This window comes from Micromonospora sp. Llam0 (assembly GCF_003751085.1).
Lineage (GTDB): Bacteria > Actinomycetota > Actinomycetes > Mycobacteriales > Micromonosporaceae > Micromonospora_E.
The window spans coordinates 3,775,678-3,790,353 of record NZ_RJJY01000001.1; the positions used below are offsets into that span (position 1 = coordinate 3,775,678).

Below are 14,676 nucleotides of genomic sequence, written 5' to 3' on the forward strand. Positions count from 1 at the left end.
GCCGCGGTGGCGCGCCTGGTCATGCTCGCGCTGGTCGCGGTGCTGACCCTGGTCACCACCCGGGACCTCGGCGAACTTCGCTGGGTGGCACTGCTGGCGGTCGCCGGCGCTCCGGCGGTGCTCGTCCCCCGCCACCCGGTCATCGCCATGCTCGGCCGCCTCGCCGAGGTCGTCATCGTCGGCCTGGCCACGAGCGAGGTGGCCGCCGCCGCCAACCTGCGCGGCTCCATCGGTGCCGGGCTTGGCGCGTCGGCGATGCTGCCGTACCTGTCGGTGCCGTTGACGGTGGCGGTGCTGCAACGGCGGACCCGCGAGGCGACCGCGCTGCTCGGCGTCACCGCGCTCACCCTGGCCCTCAGCGGGTTGTTCACCACGATCGACGGCCGACCGCAGCTGGCCCAGGTCGGCTACGTCGCGGTCTGTACGCAGTGGCTGATCCTGGCCAGCCTCGGCATCCTGGCCGCCGGCACGCTGCAGCAGGTGATGCAGGCCCGTGGGGAGAGCAAGCCGGCCCCGTACGCGGAGGCCACCCGGCTGCTCACCCAGCTGCGCAGCGTCGCGCGGCAGCTGCCCGGGGCCACGCTCGACCCCGGCAGCATCTCGGAGCATCTGATCGAGGAGCTGCGGGCGGTGGCGCCGACCGGACGCACCGCGGTGCTCTCCGGCAGCGGTGGGGGGCGGCTGGTGGTGCTCGCCCAGGCCGGTCTGGACCGGGTCGACTGGGAGACGACCCTGGACGCCGATTCGGCCATCGCCGACGCCTGGGCCAGCCAGCTGCCGCAGACCGCGGCCCGCTCGCAGGCCCGGTCGCATCCCGGCGGTGACGTGTCGGCGCTGGTGGTGCCGCTGGTCGCCGGGGTGCGCACGGTCGGTCTGGTGATTCTGGAGACGGACAGCGCCAACGCCTATCCGCCGCCGGTGGTCGGCCGGATCACCGCGTTGACCCGCCCGGCTGCGCTGCGGTTGGAGGCCGCGCTGCTGTTCGACGAGGTCCGGTCGCTGGCCACCAACGAGGAACGGCAACGGCTGGCCCGGGAGATCCACGACGGGGTCGCCCAGGAGTTGGTGATGGTCGGCTACGGCATCGACAACGCCCTGGCCACCCTGCCGGCGGGCAGTGACGAGACCGCCGAGGACCTACGGACACTGCGCGGCGAGGTCACCCGGGTGATCACCGAGCTGCGGCTGAGCCTGTTCGAGCTGCGCAGTGAGGTGGACCGGCACGGCGGGCTGGCGGCGGCGATCGCCGAGTACGCCCGTACCGTCGGATCGTCCGGCCGGTTGCGGGTGCACCTGTCGCTGGACGAGTCCGGGGCCCGGCTGCCGGCGGCCACCGAGGCGGAACTGCTGCGCATCGCGCAGGAGGCGATTACCAATGCGCGCAAGCATGCCGGCGCCGCGAATCTGTGGGTCACGTGCGACATTGACCCGCCGTACGCGCAAATAGAAGTGTCGGATGACGGTCAGGGGATCGCCGACCAGCGTCCAGACGGGCGGTACGGTCTTGCGATCATGGCAGAGAGAGCGGAACGTATCCGGGGCCGGTTGGAGATCAGGCCACGACACCCGAGCGGAACGACCGTGGCAGTGGTGCTCGGAACCTCGCCCCGGCGCGATAGCGTGCGCGATAGCGTGACAGCACCAGAAGGGGAGTAGCCACAGCATGACCACCAGCCCCACACCGACCACCCGGACCAAGGTCCTGCTTGTCGATGATCACGACCTCATCCGGAAGGGCCTGCGGCACGCTTTCGAGCGCGACCGCCAGTTCGAGGTCGTCGGTGAGGCCGCAACGGCGGCCGAGGGTGTACGCCAGGCGGGCGCCCTGCAACCAGATGTTGTGATCATGGACCTGCGGCTGCCGGACGGCAGCGGCCTCGAAGCGACCCGGGCGCTGCGCAAGTCCAGCTCCACGATGGGCATCGTGGTGTTGACCATGTACGCCGGCGACGACCAGCTGTTCGGCGCTCTCGAGGCCGGGGCCAGCGCGTTCGTACCGAAGACCGCACCGGCGGACGAGGTGGTCGCGGCGGCCCGGCACGCGGCCTCCTCGCCGAGCGCGTTCACCGCGGCTGACCTGGCCGAGGCGATGAAACGACGGCTCGCGCCGTCCGGGCCGCAACTGTCTCCCCGGGAGGGCCAGGTGCTGCGCCTGCTCGCCGACGGGATGAGCGTGGCCGGGATCGCCAAGCAGTTGTTCGTCAGCGAGTCGACGGCGAAGACGCATATTTCCAAGTTGTACGAGAAGCTCGGCGCGGCGAACCGGGCCCAGGCGCTGATGACAGCGCTGCGCCTCGGTCTGCTGGAGGCGCCGGACGCTCCGAAATTCTGACCTGGTCACGTGGTGCCGGCGACGGGTGGGCCGGCCCACGTCGACCGTGGCGACTCTGATCGGCGCGGGCGGGAACCTCGCGGTTCGGACGCTCTGGATGCCCGGGCACGCAGCGGGCACAATGGCTAGCGCCACCAGCCAGCCAGCAAACGGCCAGACAGGGACAGAAGGGGCGCAAATGGATCGGCCGCACTGGGCACCGGAGAGCATCGACGTCGAGCGGCCGAGTGTCGCCCGGATGTACGACTACTACCTCGGCGGCTCACACAACTTCGCCGCCGATCGGGCCGCCGCCCAGGCGATGATCACGGCCGTTCCCGATGCCCCGTTGATGGCCCAGGCGAACCGGGCCTTCATGCGCCGCGTCGTGCAATTCCTCGTCGAGTCGGGAATCCGGCAGTTCCTTGACATCGGCTCCGGGATCCCCACGGTGGGCAACGTGCACGAGATCGCCCAACGGCTGGCACCGGAATCGAAGGTCGCCTACGTGGACGTCGATCCGGTCGCCGTCGCACACAGCCGGGAGATCCTCGCCGGCAACGACCGGACCACCATCCTGCAGGAGGACCTGCGCAACCCGGAACGGATCCTGCACGATCCTCAGGTGCGCAAGCTACTCGACTTCGACCAGCCGGTCGCGGTGCTGATCGTCGCGGTCCTGCATTTCGTGCCGGACTCCGACGACCCCGCCGGGATCCTGGCCGAGCTGCGCGCCGCCCTCGCGCCCGGCAGCCATCTGGTCCTGTCCCAGGCCAGCGACGACGGCCGCAGCGACGAGGAACGCCGCGAGGCGGACCAGATCTACCGGCGCACCGACAACCCGCTCAACATCCGGTCCCGGGCCGCGCTGACCAGCTTCTTCGACGGGTTCGACCTGCTACCGCCGGGCGTGGTCTGGGTGCCGCAGTGGCGCCCCGAGTCGCCCGAGGCGGCCGAGGACGCCGAGCGTGCCGTCTTCATGGGCGGAGTAGGCCGACTCGGTGGTTGAGCAGTCCGAGCCGGCCGCCGATCCGCCCGGTGGACGGCCACCGGGCGTCGCCGCCGTCGCCCGGGCCTGGGCCAAGGCGGTAACCGGGACCAGCTACCTGCCGCTGGCCCAGGACCAGTTGGAGGCGTTTCTCGGCGACCTGACCGTACGGCTCGTCACGGCGCTGCGCGCCGAGCCGTTCACCGTCCGGGTCGGCTACCAGGTCGGGTCGGACCTGGTCGCCGCGCACATCGCCTCGGCGGAAGGACTCGGCCGCACCATCGAGGTGCTCGACCTGCGACTGCTGCGCGACCTGGACATCGACGACCCTGACATGCCGGACCGGATGGCACGGCTGCTCGGCGGTATCGCCACCGGCTACACCCGGGCGCTACGCGACCGCACCCTGGACGAGCAGGAGACCATCCGCCGCGCGGCGTTGGTCGCCCGGGAGCAGGCCGAGATCGCGCTGCGGGAAAGCGAGGCCCGGTACCGGCACCGGGCCACCCACGACCCGCTCACCGACCTGCCCAACCGGAGCCTGTTCACCCAGCGGCTGGACGACGTGTTCAGCACGGCCGGGCGTACCGGCGGAGAGGGCCGCCGACTCGGCGTCTGCTTCGTCGACCTCGACGGTTTCAAGATCGTCAACGACACTCTCGGCCACCACATCGGGGACCTGCTGCTGGTCTCCGTCGCCGAGCGGCTGCGCCGTGGCGTCGGCGAACACCTGGTGGCACGCATCGGTGGCGACGAATTCGTCATCCTGGTCGCCGACACCACCTGCACCGACGACGTGCTCAAGGTCGCCGAGGCCACGATCGCCGCGATCGGCGAACCGGTCGTCGTCGACGGCCACGAACTGACCGTGACCGCCAGCATCGGCATCGTGGAGCGCACGGTCGCCGGCACCACGCCGAGCGAGGTGATGCGGGCAGCCGACGTCACCCTGCACTGGGCGAAATCGGCGGGCAAGGGCCGGTGGGCGCTGTTCGATCCGGTGCGCAACGACCACCAGCTGGCCCGGTACGCGCTGTCGGCGGCGATGCCCGCCGCTCTCGACCGGGGCGAGTTCTTCCTGGACTACCAGCCGCTGGTCGCGCTCGCCGGCGGCGCGCTGCTCGGCGTCGAGGCGCTGGTCCGCTGGCGGCACCCGACGATGGGGGTACTCGGGCCGGACCGGTTCATCTCCCTCGCTGAGGACTCCGGGCTGATCGTCCGGCTCGGATCATGGGTGCTGGCCGAAGCCTGCCGGGAGGCCCGGCGCTGGCTTGACCGCAGCGCGCACGCCCCGTTCGTCAGTGTCAACCTGGCTGTCCGGCAGGTCAACGACCCCGGTCTGGTGCGGTACGTGACCGACGTGCTCGCCGACACCCGGCTACCGGCCGACCGGCTGCAGCTGGAGATCACCGAGAGCGCCCTGATGAGCACCGCCGACGGACCGGTCCGCACCCTGCGCGAGCTGGCCGATCTGGGCGTACGGATCGCCATCGACGACTTCGGGACGGGCTATTCCAACCTGTCCTACCTCCGCTCGCTGCCGGTGCAGGAACTGAAGCTGGCCGGCAAGTTCGTCGAGGGGCTCCGTGCCCCGGCGGGCACCGACCGGACCGACGAAAGCATCCTGCTCACCCTGGTGACGCTGGCCCACACGCTGCGGCTGACGGTCACCGCCGAAGGAGTGGAGACCGCCGGTCAGGCCGAGCGGCTCCGGGCGATCGGCTGCGACGCGGCCCAGGGCTGGCATTTCGGCCGGCCCGGACCAGCCGACGGGATCACCGAACGACTAACGTGACGCCGCCGGGGTCAGGCCGCTCAGCCGGCCAGCAGCGACGCCATCCGCTGCGCCTGGGTGTCCCAGCGCCACTCACGCTCCACCCAGGCCCGACCGGCGGCCCCCATCCGCCGGGCCAGCTCCCGGTCGGCCAGCAGGCCCGCCAGCCGGTCGGCCAGCTGGCCCGGGTCTCGGCCGTTCACGACGTACCCGGTCTCGCCGTCGCGGACCGCATCCGGCGCGCCGCCGGAATCCCCGGCCACCACCGGCAGCCCGGTCGCCGATCCTTCCAGGTAGACGATGCCCAGACCTTCCACGTCGAGCCCGCCACGACGGGTGCGGCAGGGCATCGCGTACACGTCCCCGGCGGCGTAGTGCGCCGGCAGCTCCGCCCAGGGCACCGCCCCGGTGAAGGTGACGTCGTCGGCCACCCCGGCGCGCCGGGCGAGTCGATGCAACCGGCTGCGGTCCGGGCCGCCGCCGACGATCAGCAACGCGGCGCCCGGCACCCGACGCCGTACCAGCGGCCAGGCCCGGATCAACGCGTCCTGGCCCTTGCGCGGCACCAGCCGGGACACGCAGACCACCACCGGCCGGTCCGACAACCGGTGCCGGCGGCGCACCTCGCCGCCGTCGACGCCCGGATGGTACGCATCGGTGTCCACACCCGGGGCGAGCCGACGCAGCTCGGTCAGCCCGCCCACCGCGCGGTCCAGCCGGACCCGGGTGTACTCCCCCAGGTAGGTCACCACGTCGGTGGCGCGGGCGATCCGCCGCAGCATCGACCTCGCGCCGGGCAGCGCGGCCCACCCCACCTCGTGCCCGTGGGTCAGGGCCACCGCCCGGCTGACCCCGGCCCGTCGGCGCAGGCCGTCGGCGAGCAGTCCGAGCGGCGCGGCCGCGCCGAACCAGACGGTGTCGCAGCCCCGGGCCCGCGCCAGGGCGGCGGTCTGCCGGGCCACCGCCGGCGTGGGCAGCAGCATGCCGGTCGGGTTACGGACCACCTCGAACGGCTGGTCGGCGTCGAACCGCTCGGCGCCGTCGTAGCTGGACGCGTATACCACGATGCTCTGCGCGGGCTGCCGCAGCGCCAGATTGTGCACGAACGACTGGATGCCGCCGGGCCGTGGCGGGAAGTCGTTGGTGACCAGCAGGGTGCGGTTCATCGGCCCACCTGGTCGGCGTACCTGCGGGCCGCCGCGATTCGTTCCACGGTCGACGGGTGCGTGGCGGAGTAGAGGTACTCCCAGCGGGGCGGATCCGGATCGGCGAGATTGATCGCGGACAGCCGGCGGTGCACCGCCGCGTACGCCGCCGGGTCGCCGTGCAGCGCCAGCGCGTGCGTGTCGGCGCGGGCCTCGATCCGGCGCGACACCAGCGCCTGCACCGGTGTCGCGACCAGGCCGACCAGCGTGACCACGGCCAGCAGCAGGGCGATCGCCCGCGGCTCGGCGATGTCGGCGACGCCGGCCGCCCGCAGCATCGGCCGCCAGCCGCCGAACAGGTACAGCCCGACCACGGCCGCTGCGGCGCCGAGCGCGCCCAACCCGGTGCCGGTCAGCACGTCCCGCGCGCGGGCATGGCCCAGCTCGTGGGCGACCACGGCGGCCAGCTCCGCCGGGGGCGCCTCGCGCAGCAGATTGTCGTAGACGACGATCCGCCGGGTGGGGCCGAACCCGGACACGTAGGCGTTGACCGCGCGGGTACGCCGGGACGCGTCGGCCACCAGCACGTCCCGCACCGGGACGCCGTCGCGCTCGGCCAGCTCCAGCAGCTGCGTGCGCACCGGACCGTCCGGCATCGGGGTGAACTTGTTGAACACCGGCTCGACCAGCACCGGCAGGACGAACGACAGCAGCACCACCAGGGCGGCCGCGCCGGTCGCGGCCAGCGCCCACCACCAGCGGGGGGCGAGCCGGACGACGGTGTAGAAGCCGAGCAGGGCCACCGTCGCGATGACCGCGCCGACCGCGTACGACCGGACCAGGTCCAGTCCCCAGCCGGCCCAGCCCTGGGTGGCCAGCCCGTGCTCGGTCAGGATCCGGTGCCGCCAGGCGGCGAACGGCAGGGTCAGCAGGTCGGCCAGGAACACCACGAGCAGCCCGCCGAGCAACGCCTGGGCGGCCCAGTGGCCGCCGAACGGCCGGCCGGCGACCTCCACCAGCCGGGCACCGACCGGGGTGAACCCGAGCAGCAGCGCCACCAGCAGGCCGGCCAGCACCGCGCCGTAGCGACCCGGGCGCAGCGCCGCCCGCAGGGCCCGCCCCCGCTCGACCTGGTCGACGGGCAGCTCACGCAGGGCGGCGAGCTGGTCGGCGCGGGGCACCGGTGGCCGGTGCCACGGCACCAGCACGGCCGCCGCGACGACGACCGCCGCCACCAGGACGACGAAGGTGACCAGCGCCCATGCGCGAGGCGTCATCAGGCTCCTCTCGCCAGCCGGTCGCCCGACCATCCTAGGTGCGCCGGCGCGGTCCCGGCCCGCGCTCGGGCGACAGACCGGATCCTCTCAGGCGGACCGGTCGATCGCTCAGGCGACCTGTCTTCGGGACCGGGGCCGGCGCGGCCGGCGGCCACGCGGCGCGGCCGGCGACCCGCCAAGCACCTCGACGTCGAACCCGGCGCGTGCGAACACCTCGATCGCGTACCGCTCGCCGGCGTCCAGGTTGGCCACCGCGTCCGGGCTGTCGATCAGGGCACTGACCAGGCAACCCCGGCAGCTCGGGCCGCGCCCGACGGCGCAGGTGTCGCAGTCGATCAGCATGGTCGTCTCCTCACGTGGCGGTACGGTCGGCCGGTCGGCCGGCGGTGACCGGCCCCCGTACGACGCAGCATCGCCGACCGACCACCGCCAGTGACATCGACGATAGGCGTCAGGTACGACAGTTCCGCGCGACCGGGTGTCGGCTCAGGAACGAGCCAGTCGACGCAGCAGCGAGTCGGCGCCCATCGGGTACGCGCCGTGCCGCCGGACCCCGTCGGCCACCTCCCGGTCGGAGGAGACCACCACGATCACCCGGCCGGACGGCTCGGCCCGAACCAACCGACGGATGAGCTCGTCGGCCGTCTCCCCTTTGCGGGAGAACAGCACCCGCACGCCGCGTGGGGCCGGCGGCAACCCGTGCATCCGCTCGGCGCCGTCGAAGACCACGGTCACCTCGTCCCCGGTCTGCGCGGCGATCCCACCGAGCCCGGTGATCAACCGCTTGCGTTGCTGCTCCAGCGGCATCTCGCCGAAGCCCCGCTTGGTCACGTTGTAGCCGTCGACGACGAGGTGCGCCCGGGGCAGGGCGAGCAGGTCGTCCAGCCGGGCCGGGTCGTCGGTGTCGCGGGCCCGGGTCGACGTCGCCGCCGCCGGTCGGTCGGTGAACGCGTCGGCGACGTAGTCGGCCGGCAACCGGTCGGCCGGGTCCAGGGCAAGCTCCCGCCGCAGCCCCTGGGCCGCTTGCCCGATCGTCTCCAGCAGCAGCCACAGCCGGGCGTCGTCGACCGCCCGGGCCTCCTTCGCCGACTGCCGGGCGGTCCCGGCGGTCAGCTCCGCGTCGGCGAGCTTGGCGCGCAGCCGCCGCAGCTCCGCGTCGTGGTCGGCGGCGGCCCGCGCGGCGCGGCCGCGTTCGGTGGCGAGCAGCTCGTTGGCCCGCCGCTGCTGCGACTGTGCCTCACGCAGCGTGCGGGACAGCTGCCGGGACTCCTCGCGGAGCTGGCCCAGCTCCTCGCGTACCCGGGCCAGCTCGTCGCGGAGCTTCTCCACCTCGACCCGGGCGACGGTGCGGTCGTGTTCGGCCCGATTGGCGCGGGCCTCGGCATCGCGGATCAACTCGGCGACGGCGGCCCGGTCGGCCTCGGCCCGGACCGCCGCACCGGCGGCGTCGACCAGCTCACGCCAGCCCGCCGGCCGCATCAGGTACGCCAGGGCGGCGACCTCGACCGGGTCCGCCGCCGCGGGTGAGACCCCTTTGCTGACCGCCGTACCCAGCTCACCGGCCTCGACCAGCGCTCGGGCGGCCACCCGCTGCCGCAGCGACGGATCGTTGGTGAGCGCCGCCGCGATCGCCGCGGCGCCGTAGCGGGCCCGCCGGTTCGGCGCGAACTTGGCGACCTTGCGCAGCTGGGGTGGCATCTCGTCGGTCGGGATCTCGGGCAGCGCGGCGGCGGCGATCACGACGATGCGCGACCGCACCGGCTCCGGCAGCACCGGCTCGGCGGGTGGACCACCGGCCGGCTGGTCGGCGGACGGGGGCAGGGCGCCGGTCGTCGGCGCCGCCCCCTCGGGACGAGCGTCGGTCGGATCCGGTGCGGCCATGCACCCCAGTCTCCCACCGGGTGGCCGCCGCGTGCCCGACAGGAAGAATGATCTCGCAGAGTCGATCGGATCGTTACCGATGGTACCCATGGGACGGCTGTGTCGCACCCAGGCCTTATCGTCTGCGCCGTGGCACCGCCTGACCCCGCACCTCGACCGGCCTACACCCAGGGCTCGATCGACTCGCTGCTGTCAGCCGGGCATGGCCAGCCGCTGTCGACCGGCGCGGACCGGTCGCTACGGGAGACCACCTTCGTCGTGCTGGATCTGGAGACCACCGGCGGCGCGCCGGACGGCGGCGGCATCACCGAGATCGGCGCGGTCAAGGTGCGCGGCGGCGAGGAGCTCGGCGTCTTCGCCACGCTGGTCAACCCGGGTCGACCGGTGCCGCCGTTCATCACCGTGCTCACCGGCATCACCGAGGCGATGCTCGTACCCGCGCCGCCGATCGAGCAGGTGCTGCCCAGCCTGCTGGAGTTTCTCGGCGACGCGGTGCTGGTGGCCCACAACGCGCCGTACGACGTGGGTTTTCTCAAGGCGGCGTGCGCCCGGCACGGCTACTCCTGGCCGTCGCCGACGGTGCTGGACACCGCGGCCCTCGCCCGCCGGGTGCTGACCCGCGACGAGGTGCCCAACCGCAAGCTCGGCACCCTCGCCGGCTACTTCCGTACCCCTCGGCGCCCCACCCACCGGGCGCTGGCCGACGCCCAGGCCACCGTGGACGTGCTGCACGGGCTGATCGCCCGACTCGGCGGGCACCAGGTGACGAGCATCGGTGACGCGGTCGAATTCAGCCGGGCGGTCAGCGACGTCCAGCGACGCAAGCGGCACCTCGCCGACGGATTGCCCCGCTCCCCCGGGGTGTACATCTTCCGGGCGGCCGACGACCGACCGCTCTACGTCGGCACCTCGGGCGACGTCGCCACCCGGGTACGCAGCTACTTCACCGCTGCCGAGCGGCGGGCGCGGATGTCCGAGATGCTGGCCGCGGCGGTGCGGGTCGACGCGGTCGAATGCGCCCACCGGCTGGAGGCCGAGGTACGTGAGCTGCGGCTGATCGCCGCCCACGCGCCGCCGTACAACCGCAGGTCGAAGTTTCCGGAGCGGATGGTCTGGTTGAAGGTCACCGACGAGGTCTATCCACGGCTGTCCACGGTCCGGGCGATCTCACCGGCCGACACCACCGTGCTCGGTCCGTTCGCCTCCCGCCGGGCGGCCGAGCTGGCCGCCGCCGGCATCCACGAGGCGCTGCCGCTGCGTCAGTGCACCCACCGGTTGTCCACCCGGACCCGGACCCCGGCCTGCGCGCTGGCCGAGCTGGGTCGTTGTCCGGCACCGTGCGAGCACCGGGTCGACCCGCAGCAGTACGCCGACCTGGCCGTCACCCCGCTGCGTACGGCCCTCGACACCGACCCGCAGCCGCTGGTCGACACATTGCTCGCCCGGATCGACCGGCTCGCCGCCGGGCAGCGGTTCGAGGAGGCGGCGGTGGTGCGGGGCCGGTTGGCCGCGTTCCTGCGGGCGACCGTGAGGATGCAGCGGTTGTCCGCGCTGACCCGGATCGCCGAGCTGGTCGCGGCACGACGGGCCGGGCACGGTGGCTGGGAGCTGGCGATCGTCCGGCACGGCCGGCTCGCCGCCGCCGGTGTGTCGCCCCCACGGCAGCACCCTCGGGCCACCATCGAACTGCTGTGCGCCACCGCTGAGACGGTGCCGGCCGGGCACGGTCCGGTGCCCCGGGCCAGCGCGGCCGAGAGCGAGCGGATTCTGTCCTGGTTGGAGCCGGAACAGACCCGGCTGGTCAGGGTGAGCGGGGACTGGTCCTCACCGGTCCGCGGTGCCGGCCGATTCCACCATCTGCTGGTCAAGGCCGAGGAGGCCGCCCGGACGACGGCCGGGGTCGACGAAGCGGACCAAAGACTCGACCGATCGATCACCCGCAAGTAGCCGATCGTACTACGCTCGCTCGCTTAGGCTGTTAGAGAAGTGCAGTCCTGTCAGCCAACGCCCGATTCGTGGCGTGCGTCCGGGCGGTCGACCGGCCGGGCGATGGGTGAGGAGGTGTCTCCGCGTGGACGTCGACGCCGGTCCCGGCGCCGCCATCGGACGTTTCCTGCCCACCGCGACACCCCTGTCCGCCCGCCTGCGGGCCTGGCTGTCCTGGTCTCCCGGCACACCGGAGCCGGTCGCCGAGCTGATCCGCGTCCACCGGTCGGTCCACCCGTCGGCGGACCCGGCGGTGCTGCGCCGCGGCTACCAGATCGCCGACAGCATGCACGCCGGTCAGTACCGCAAGAGCGGCGAGCCGTACATCACCCACCCGTTGGCCGTCGCGGAGATCTGCGCCGGGCTCGGCATGGACACCACCACCCTGGTGGCCGCACTGCTGCACGACACCGTCGAGGACACCACGTACGACCTGCCGACACTGGCCGCGGACTTCGGTGACGAGGTCGCCCACCTGGTCGACGGGGTGACCAAGTTCGACAAGGCGTTCTACGGCAAGGCCGCCGAGGCGGAGACCATCCGAAAGATGATCATCGCTGCGGCGAAGGACGTCCGGGTGCTGGTCATCAAACTCGCCGACCGGCTGCACAACATGCGGACTCTCGGTGTGCGCTCCCCTGCCTCCCGGGCCCGGATCGCCAAGGCGACCCTGGACGTGCTGGTCCCGCTCTGCGACCGGCTCGGCATCCAGAAACTCAAACGGGAGCTCGACGACATCGTCCTGTTCCACCTGGAGCCGGAGGCCTACCAGCAGATCGAAGAGCACCTGGCCAACCGGCCCGGCTGGGCGACGTACCTGGACACCGTCTGCGGACAGGCGCGGGTGACGCTGCGTCGGGAGAAGGTCACTGCCCGGGTCGCGCCACGGCCCCGGCACCGCTACTCGATCTGGAAGGACACCGTCGCCGGCGGCCACCGGGCCCCGTTCGACCTGCCCCGGATCGAGGTCGTGGTGGCCGGCCCGGACACCGACTGTTACGCGGCGCTCGGCGCGATCCACTGCCGTTGGCGACCGGTGCCGGGCAGGTTCAAGGACTTCATCGCGGCACCGAAGAACAACCTCTACCGCTCGCTGCACACCACCGTCATCGGCCCGGACGAGCGTCCACTCGAGGTGCTGATCCGGACCGACGCGATGCACCGCTCCGCCGAGTTCGGCATCGCCGCGCCGTACCACTTCCCCAAACCCGGCCGCAGTCGCGCCGCCGCCCGCGCCGACGAGCTGGCCTGGCTCCGCAGGGCAATCGACTGGTCGCAGGAGAACATCGACGCTGATCAGTTCGTCCATTCGCTGCGCTGCGACCTGGTGGACGCGCAGATCCAGGTCTTCACCGAAGGCCGCCCCATCGTGCTGCCGGCCGGGTCGACGCCGGTCGACCTCGCATACGAGCTGGATTCACGCAAAGGCGCACACTGTCTCGCCGTACGGATCAACGGCCGACTGGCACCACTGGCCTCCGAGCTGACCGACGGCGACGTGGTCGAGATCTTCACCGAGAGCGACGATCAGCCGGCCGGGACGGCACCGACGTCGGCCGGGCCGCGCAAGGAGTGGCTGGGTTTCGTCAAATCGCCGCAGGCACAGATGCAGATCAACCGCTGGTTCGCCGAACACTCCGAACCGGGGATCAGCATCAGCGACAAGGTACGCCTCGGCCGCGCCACCGTCAGCCTGATCCTGCGCAAACACGACCGGGCATTGTCCAACGACAAACCACTGCGCCAGCTCGCGGAGAACCTCAAGTACCCGGACATGGAGACCCTGCTGGTCGCGGTGGTGGACCGGACCATCGAGCCCGAGGCCGTCGTCGACCAGCTCATCGCCCTGGTCGACCAGCCGGGCTGACCTGACCCGGCGCTGGCGACCGGCTACCTCTAGCCTGAACGTATGATCATCCGCCGATCCCCCGCACGCGCGCTGCTGTACGGCGTGTTCTACCGGTTGCCGCACCCGGTCCGTCGGCGGTTGGTCCGGCTCGCCGTGCAGAGGTACATCGTCGGTGCCGTGACGCTGGTGACCGACTCCGAAGTCGATCCGCCGGCACCCGCCCGACTCCTGCTGCTGCGCCAGCCGCCCGGCCGGGGCTGGACACTGCCCGCCGGTCTGCTGCGACACCGCGAGGCGCCGGTGGTCGGCGCGGCCCGGGAGCTCGCCGAGGAGACCGGCATCCGGCTGGCCCCGGACCAGCTGCGCCCGGCGGTGCCGAACGCCGTGGTGCACGCCAAGGGCTGGGTGGACGTGGTCTTCGAAGCCTCGGTGGCGGCCTCACGGACCCAACTGGTGGTCGACGGGGCCGAGGTGTACGAAGCCGCCTGGCACCGGCTCGACGACCTGCCCCGACTGACCCCGGCGACCGCCCGGCTGCTGGCGCACTACGGCATCGGACCGCTCGTCGTGCCAGCGGTGGAGGAACCGGGATGAGCGCACCGGCGGCCGGACCGGACCGGATCTGCGCGGTGATCCTCGCCGCCGGTGAAGGCCGCCGGTTGCGGCCGCTGACCGGCCTCGTCCCGAAGGCGCTCTGCCCGGTCGGGAACGTACCGCTGCTGGACCGGGCCCTCGCCCGGGTCGGCGCGCTCGGTTTCACCGGGCCGGCGGCGGTCGCGGTCAACGCCTGCTACCTCGGCCGGCAGGTGGTGACGCATGTCGGAGACCGGGCACAGCTGTCCGTGGAGCCGGGAGACCCGTTGGGCACCTCCGGCGGCATCGGCCGGCTACGGGACTGGATCGACGGCCGGGGCGTGCTGGTCGGCAACGTCGACGGCTATCTCGCCCATCCGGATCTGGCTCCCGGGCCGGACATCGCGGCGCTGCTCGACGGCTGGGACGGTGAGACGGTCCGGCTGCTGGGCAAGCGGTTCACCGACCCGGCCGCCCGGGGCGGCTTCGACGGGCACCGGTTCGCCGGCTTCTCGCTGCTGCCGTGGCGCTACGTCAGCGGACTACCGGCCACCCCCGGCGAGTTGGTCCGTACCGTCTGGCGGCCGGCGGAGGCGGCCGGCGCGCTGCAGGTGATCAACTTTCCGGGAACCTACCTGGACACCGGGACACCACCGGACTACCTCGCGGCCAATCTGCACGCGGCAGCTGGTCGGAGCCTTGTCGACCCGTCGGCCACGGTGACCGGCCCGGTCGACCGTTCCGTGGTCGGCGCCGGGGCGGTGGTGCGGGGGACGCTGGTCCGCTCGGTGGTGTGGCCCGGCGCACAGGTGCCGGCCGGGGAACAGCTGACCGACGCGATCCGGGTGGGCAGTGATCTGACGGTGTCCGCCAGCTGAGCACTCGGGTCTTG

The 14,676-nt window shown here is 72.8% G+C and carries 12 protein-coding genes; 8 read left to right on the forward strand and 4 right to left on the reverse strand.

Annotated features, from left to right (window positions below; all coding sequences use genetic code 11):
- Positions 1-15: 15 nt before the first annotated feature.
- The 4 genes from EDC02_RS16450 (at position 16) to EDC02_RS16465 (ending at position 5,094) form a co-directional block, all read left to right on the forward strand.
- Positions 16-1,656: a GAF domain-containing sensor histidine kinase gene (locus EDC02_RS16450; RefSeq protein ID WP_199757860.1), complete on the forward strand. Its 1,641-nt coding sequence runs from the start codon at positions 16-18 to the stop codon at positions 1,654-1,656.
- A gap of 7 nt (positions 1,657-1,663) precedes the next feature.
- The gene (locus EDC02_RS16455) at positions 1,664-2,332 is read left to right on the forward strand and encodes a response regulator transcription factor (RefSeq protein ID WP_123602728.1); all 669 of its coding nucleotides are present in this window, start codon (positions 1,664-1,666) and stop codon (positions 2,330-2,332) included.
- Positions 2,333-2,510: 178 nt separating this feature from the next.
- The gene (locus EDC02_RS16460; RefSeq protein ID WP_123602729.1) at positions 2,511-3,320 is read left to right on the forward strand and encodes an SAM-dependent methyltransferase; all 810 of its coding nucleotides are present in this window, start codon (positions 2,511-2,513) and stop codon (positions 3,318-3,320) included.
- The gene (locus EDC02_RS16465) at positions 3,313-5,094 is read left to right on the forward strand and encodes a bifunctional diguanylate cyclase/phosphodiesterase (RefSeq protein WP_123602730.1); all 1,782 of its coding nucleotides are present in this window, start codon (positions 3,313-3,315) and stop codon (positions 5,092-5,094) included. Before EDC02_RS16460 ends, EDC02_RS16465 begins: the two co-directional genes overlap by 8 nt.
- A 20-nt stretch (positions 5,095-5,114) precedes the next feature.
- Here EDC02_RS16465 and EDC02_RS16470 read toward each other — a convergent pair whose 3' ends face one another.
- The 4 genes from EDC02_RS16470 to EDC02_RS16485 all read right to left on the reverse strand — a co-directional run bounded on the left by EDC02_RS16470 (position 5,115) and on the right by EDC02_RS16485 (position 9,376).
- Positions 5,115-6,239 carry a glycosyltransferase family 4 protein gene (locus EDC02_RS16470; RefSeq protein WP_123602731.1) on the reverse strand — a complete coding sequence of 375 codons (1,125 nt, stop codon included), beginning with the start codon at positions 6,237-6,239 and terminating at the stop codon, positions 5,115-5,117.
- Complete coding sequence (locus EDC02_RS16475) at positions 6,236-7,495, reverse strand: M48 family metallopeptidase (RefSeq protein WP_123602732.1); 1,260 nt, start codon at positions 7,493-7,495, stop codon at positions 6,236-6,238. The genes EDC02_RS16470 and EDC02_RS16475 overlap by 4 nt, the downstream gene beginning before the upstream one ends.
- Positions 7,496-7,603: 108 nt before the next feature.
- Positions 7,604-7,837: a hypothetical protein gene (locus EDC02_RS16480; RefSeq protein ID WP_123602733.1), complete on the reverse strand. Its 234-nt coding sequence runs from the start codon at positions 7,835-7,837 to the stop codon at positions 7,604-7,606.
- A 144-nt stretch (positions 7,838-7,981) separates the two neighbouring features.
- Positions 7,982-9,376: an NYN domain-containing protein gene (locus EDC02_RS16485; RefSeq protein WP_123602734.1), complete on the reverse strand. Its 1,395-nt coding sequence runs from the start codon at positions 9,374-9,376 to the stop codon at positions 7,982-7,984.
- A gap of 177 nt (positions 9,377-9,553) precedes the next feature.
- On the opposite strand from EDC02_RS16485, the gene EDC02_RS16490 reads away from it, so the two are divergent.
- The 4 genes from EDC02_RS16490 (at position 9,554) to EDC02_RS16505 (ending at position 14,662) form a co-directional block, all read left to right on the forward strand.
- The gene (locus EDC02_RS16490; RefSeq protein ID WP_123604852.1) at positions 9,554-11,323 is read left to right on the forward strand and encodes a DEDD exonuclease domain-containing protein; all 1,770 of its coding nucleotides are present in this window, start codon (positions 9,554-9,556) and stop codon (positions 11,321-11,323) included.
- Between the two features lie 124 nt (positions 11,324-11,447).
- Positions 11,448-13,229, forward strand: a complete 1,782-nt coding sequence (locus EDC02_RS16495) for a bifunctional (p)ppGpp synthetase/guanosine-3',5'-bis(diphosphate) 3'-pyrophosphohydrolase (protein WP_123602735.1) — start codon at positions 11,448-11,450, stop codon at positions 13,227-13,229.
- A gap of 42 nt (positions 13,230-13,271) precedes the next feature.
- Positions 13,272-13,805 carry an NUDIX hydrolase gene (locus EDC02_RS16500; RefSeq protein WP_123602736.1) on the forward strand — a complete coding sequence of 178 codons (534 nt, stop codon included), beginning with the start codon at positions 13,272-13,274 and terminating at the stop codon, positions 13,803-13,805.
- A complete protein-coding gene (locus tag EDC02_RS16505; RefSeq protein WP_123602737.1) occupies positions 13,802-14,662 on the forward strand; it encodes an NTP transferase domain-containing protein in 861 nt (286 codons plus the stop codon). The genes EDC02_RS16500 and EDC02_RS16505 overlap by 4 nt, the downstream gene beginning before the upstream one ends.
- Positions 14,663-14,676 lie beyond the last annotated feature (14 nt).

Coding starts and splice junctions, on each gene's coding strand:
- EDC02_RS16470 (WP_123602731.1), bottom strand. CDS start 6,239: ATGAACCGCACCCTGCTGGTCACCAACGACTTCCCGCCACGGCCCGGC.
- EDC02_RS16460 (WP_123602729.1), top strand. CDS start 2,511: ATGGATCGGCCGCACTGGGCACCGGAGAGCATCGACGTCGAGCGGCCG.
- EDC02_RS16475 (WP_123602732.1), bottom strand. CDS start 7,495: ATGACGCCTCGCGCATGGGCGCTGGTCACCTTCGTCGTCCTGGTGGCG.
- EDC02_RS16480 (WP_123602733.1), bottom strand. CDS start 7,837: ATGCTGATCGACTGCGACACCTGCGCCGTCGGGCGCGGCCCGAGCTGC.
- EDC02_RS16505 (WP_123602737.1), top strand. CDS start 13,802: ATGAGCGCACCGGCGGCCGGACCGGACCGGATCTGCGCGGTGATCCTC.
- EDC02_RS16455 (WP_123602728.1), top strand. CDS start 1,664: ATGACCACCAGCCCCACACCGACCACCCGGACCAAGGTCCTGCTTGTC.
- EDC02_RS16485 (WP_123602734.1), bottom strand. CDS start 9,376: ATGGCCGCACCGGATCCGACCGACGCTCGTCCCGAGGGGGCGGCGCCG.
- EDC02_RS16500 (WP_123602736.1), top strand. CDS start 13,272: ATGATCATCCGCCGATCCCCCGCACGCGCGCTGCTGTACGGCGTGTTC.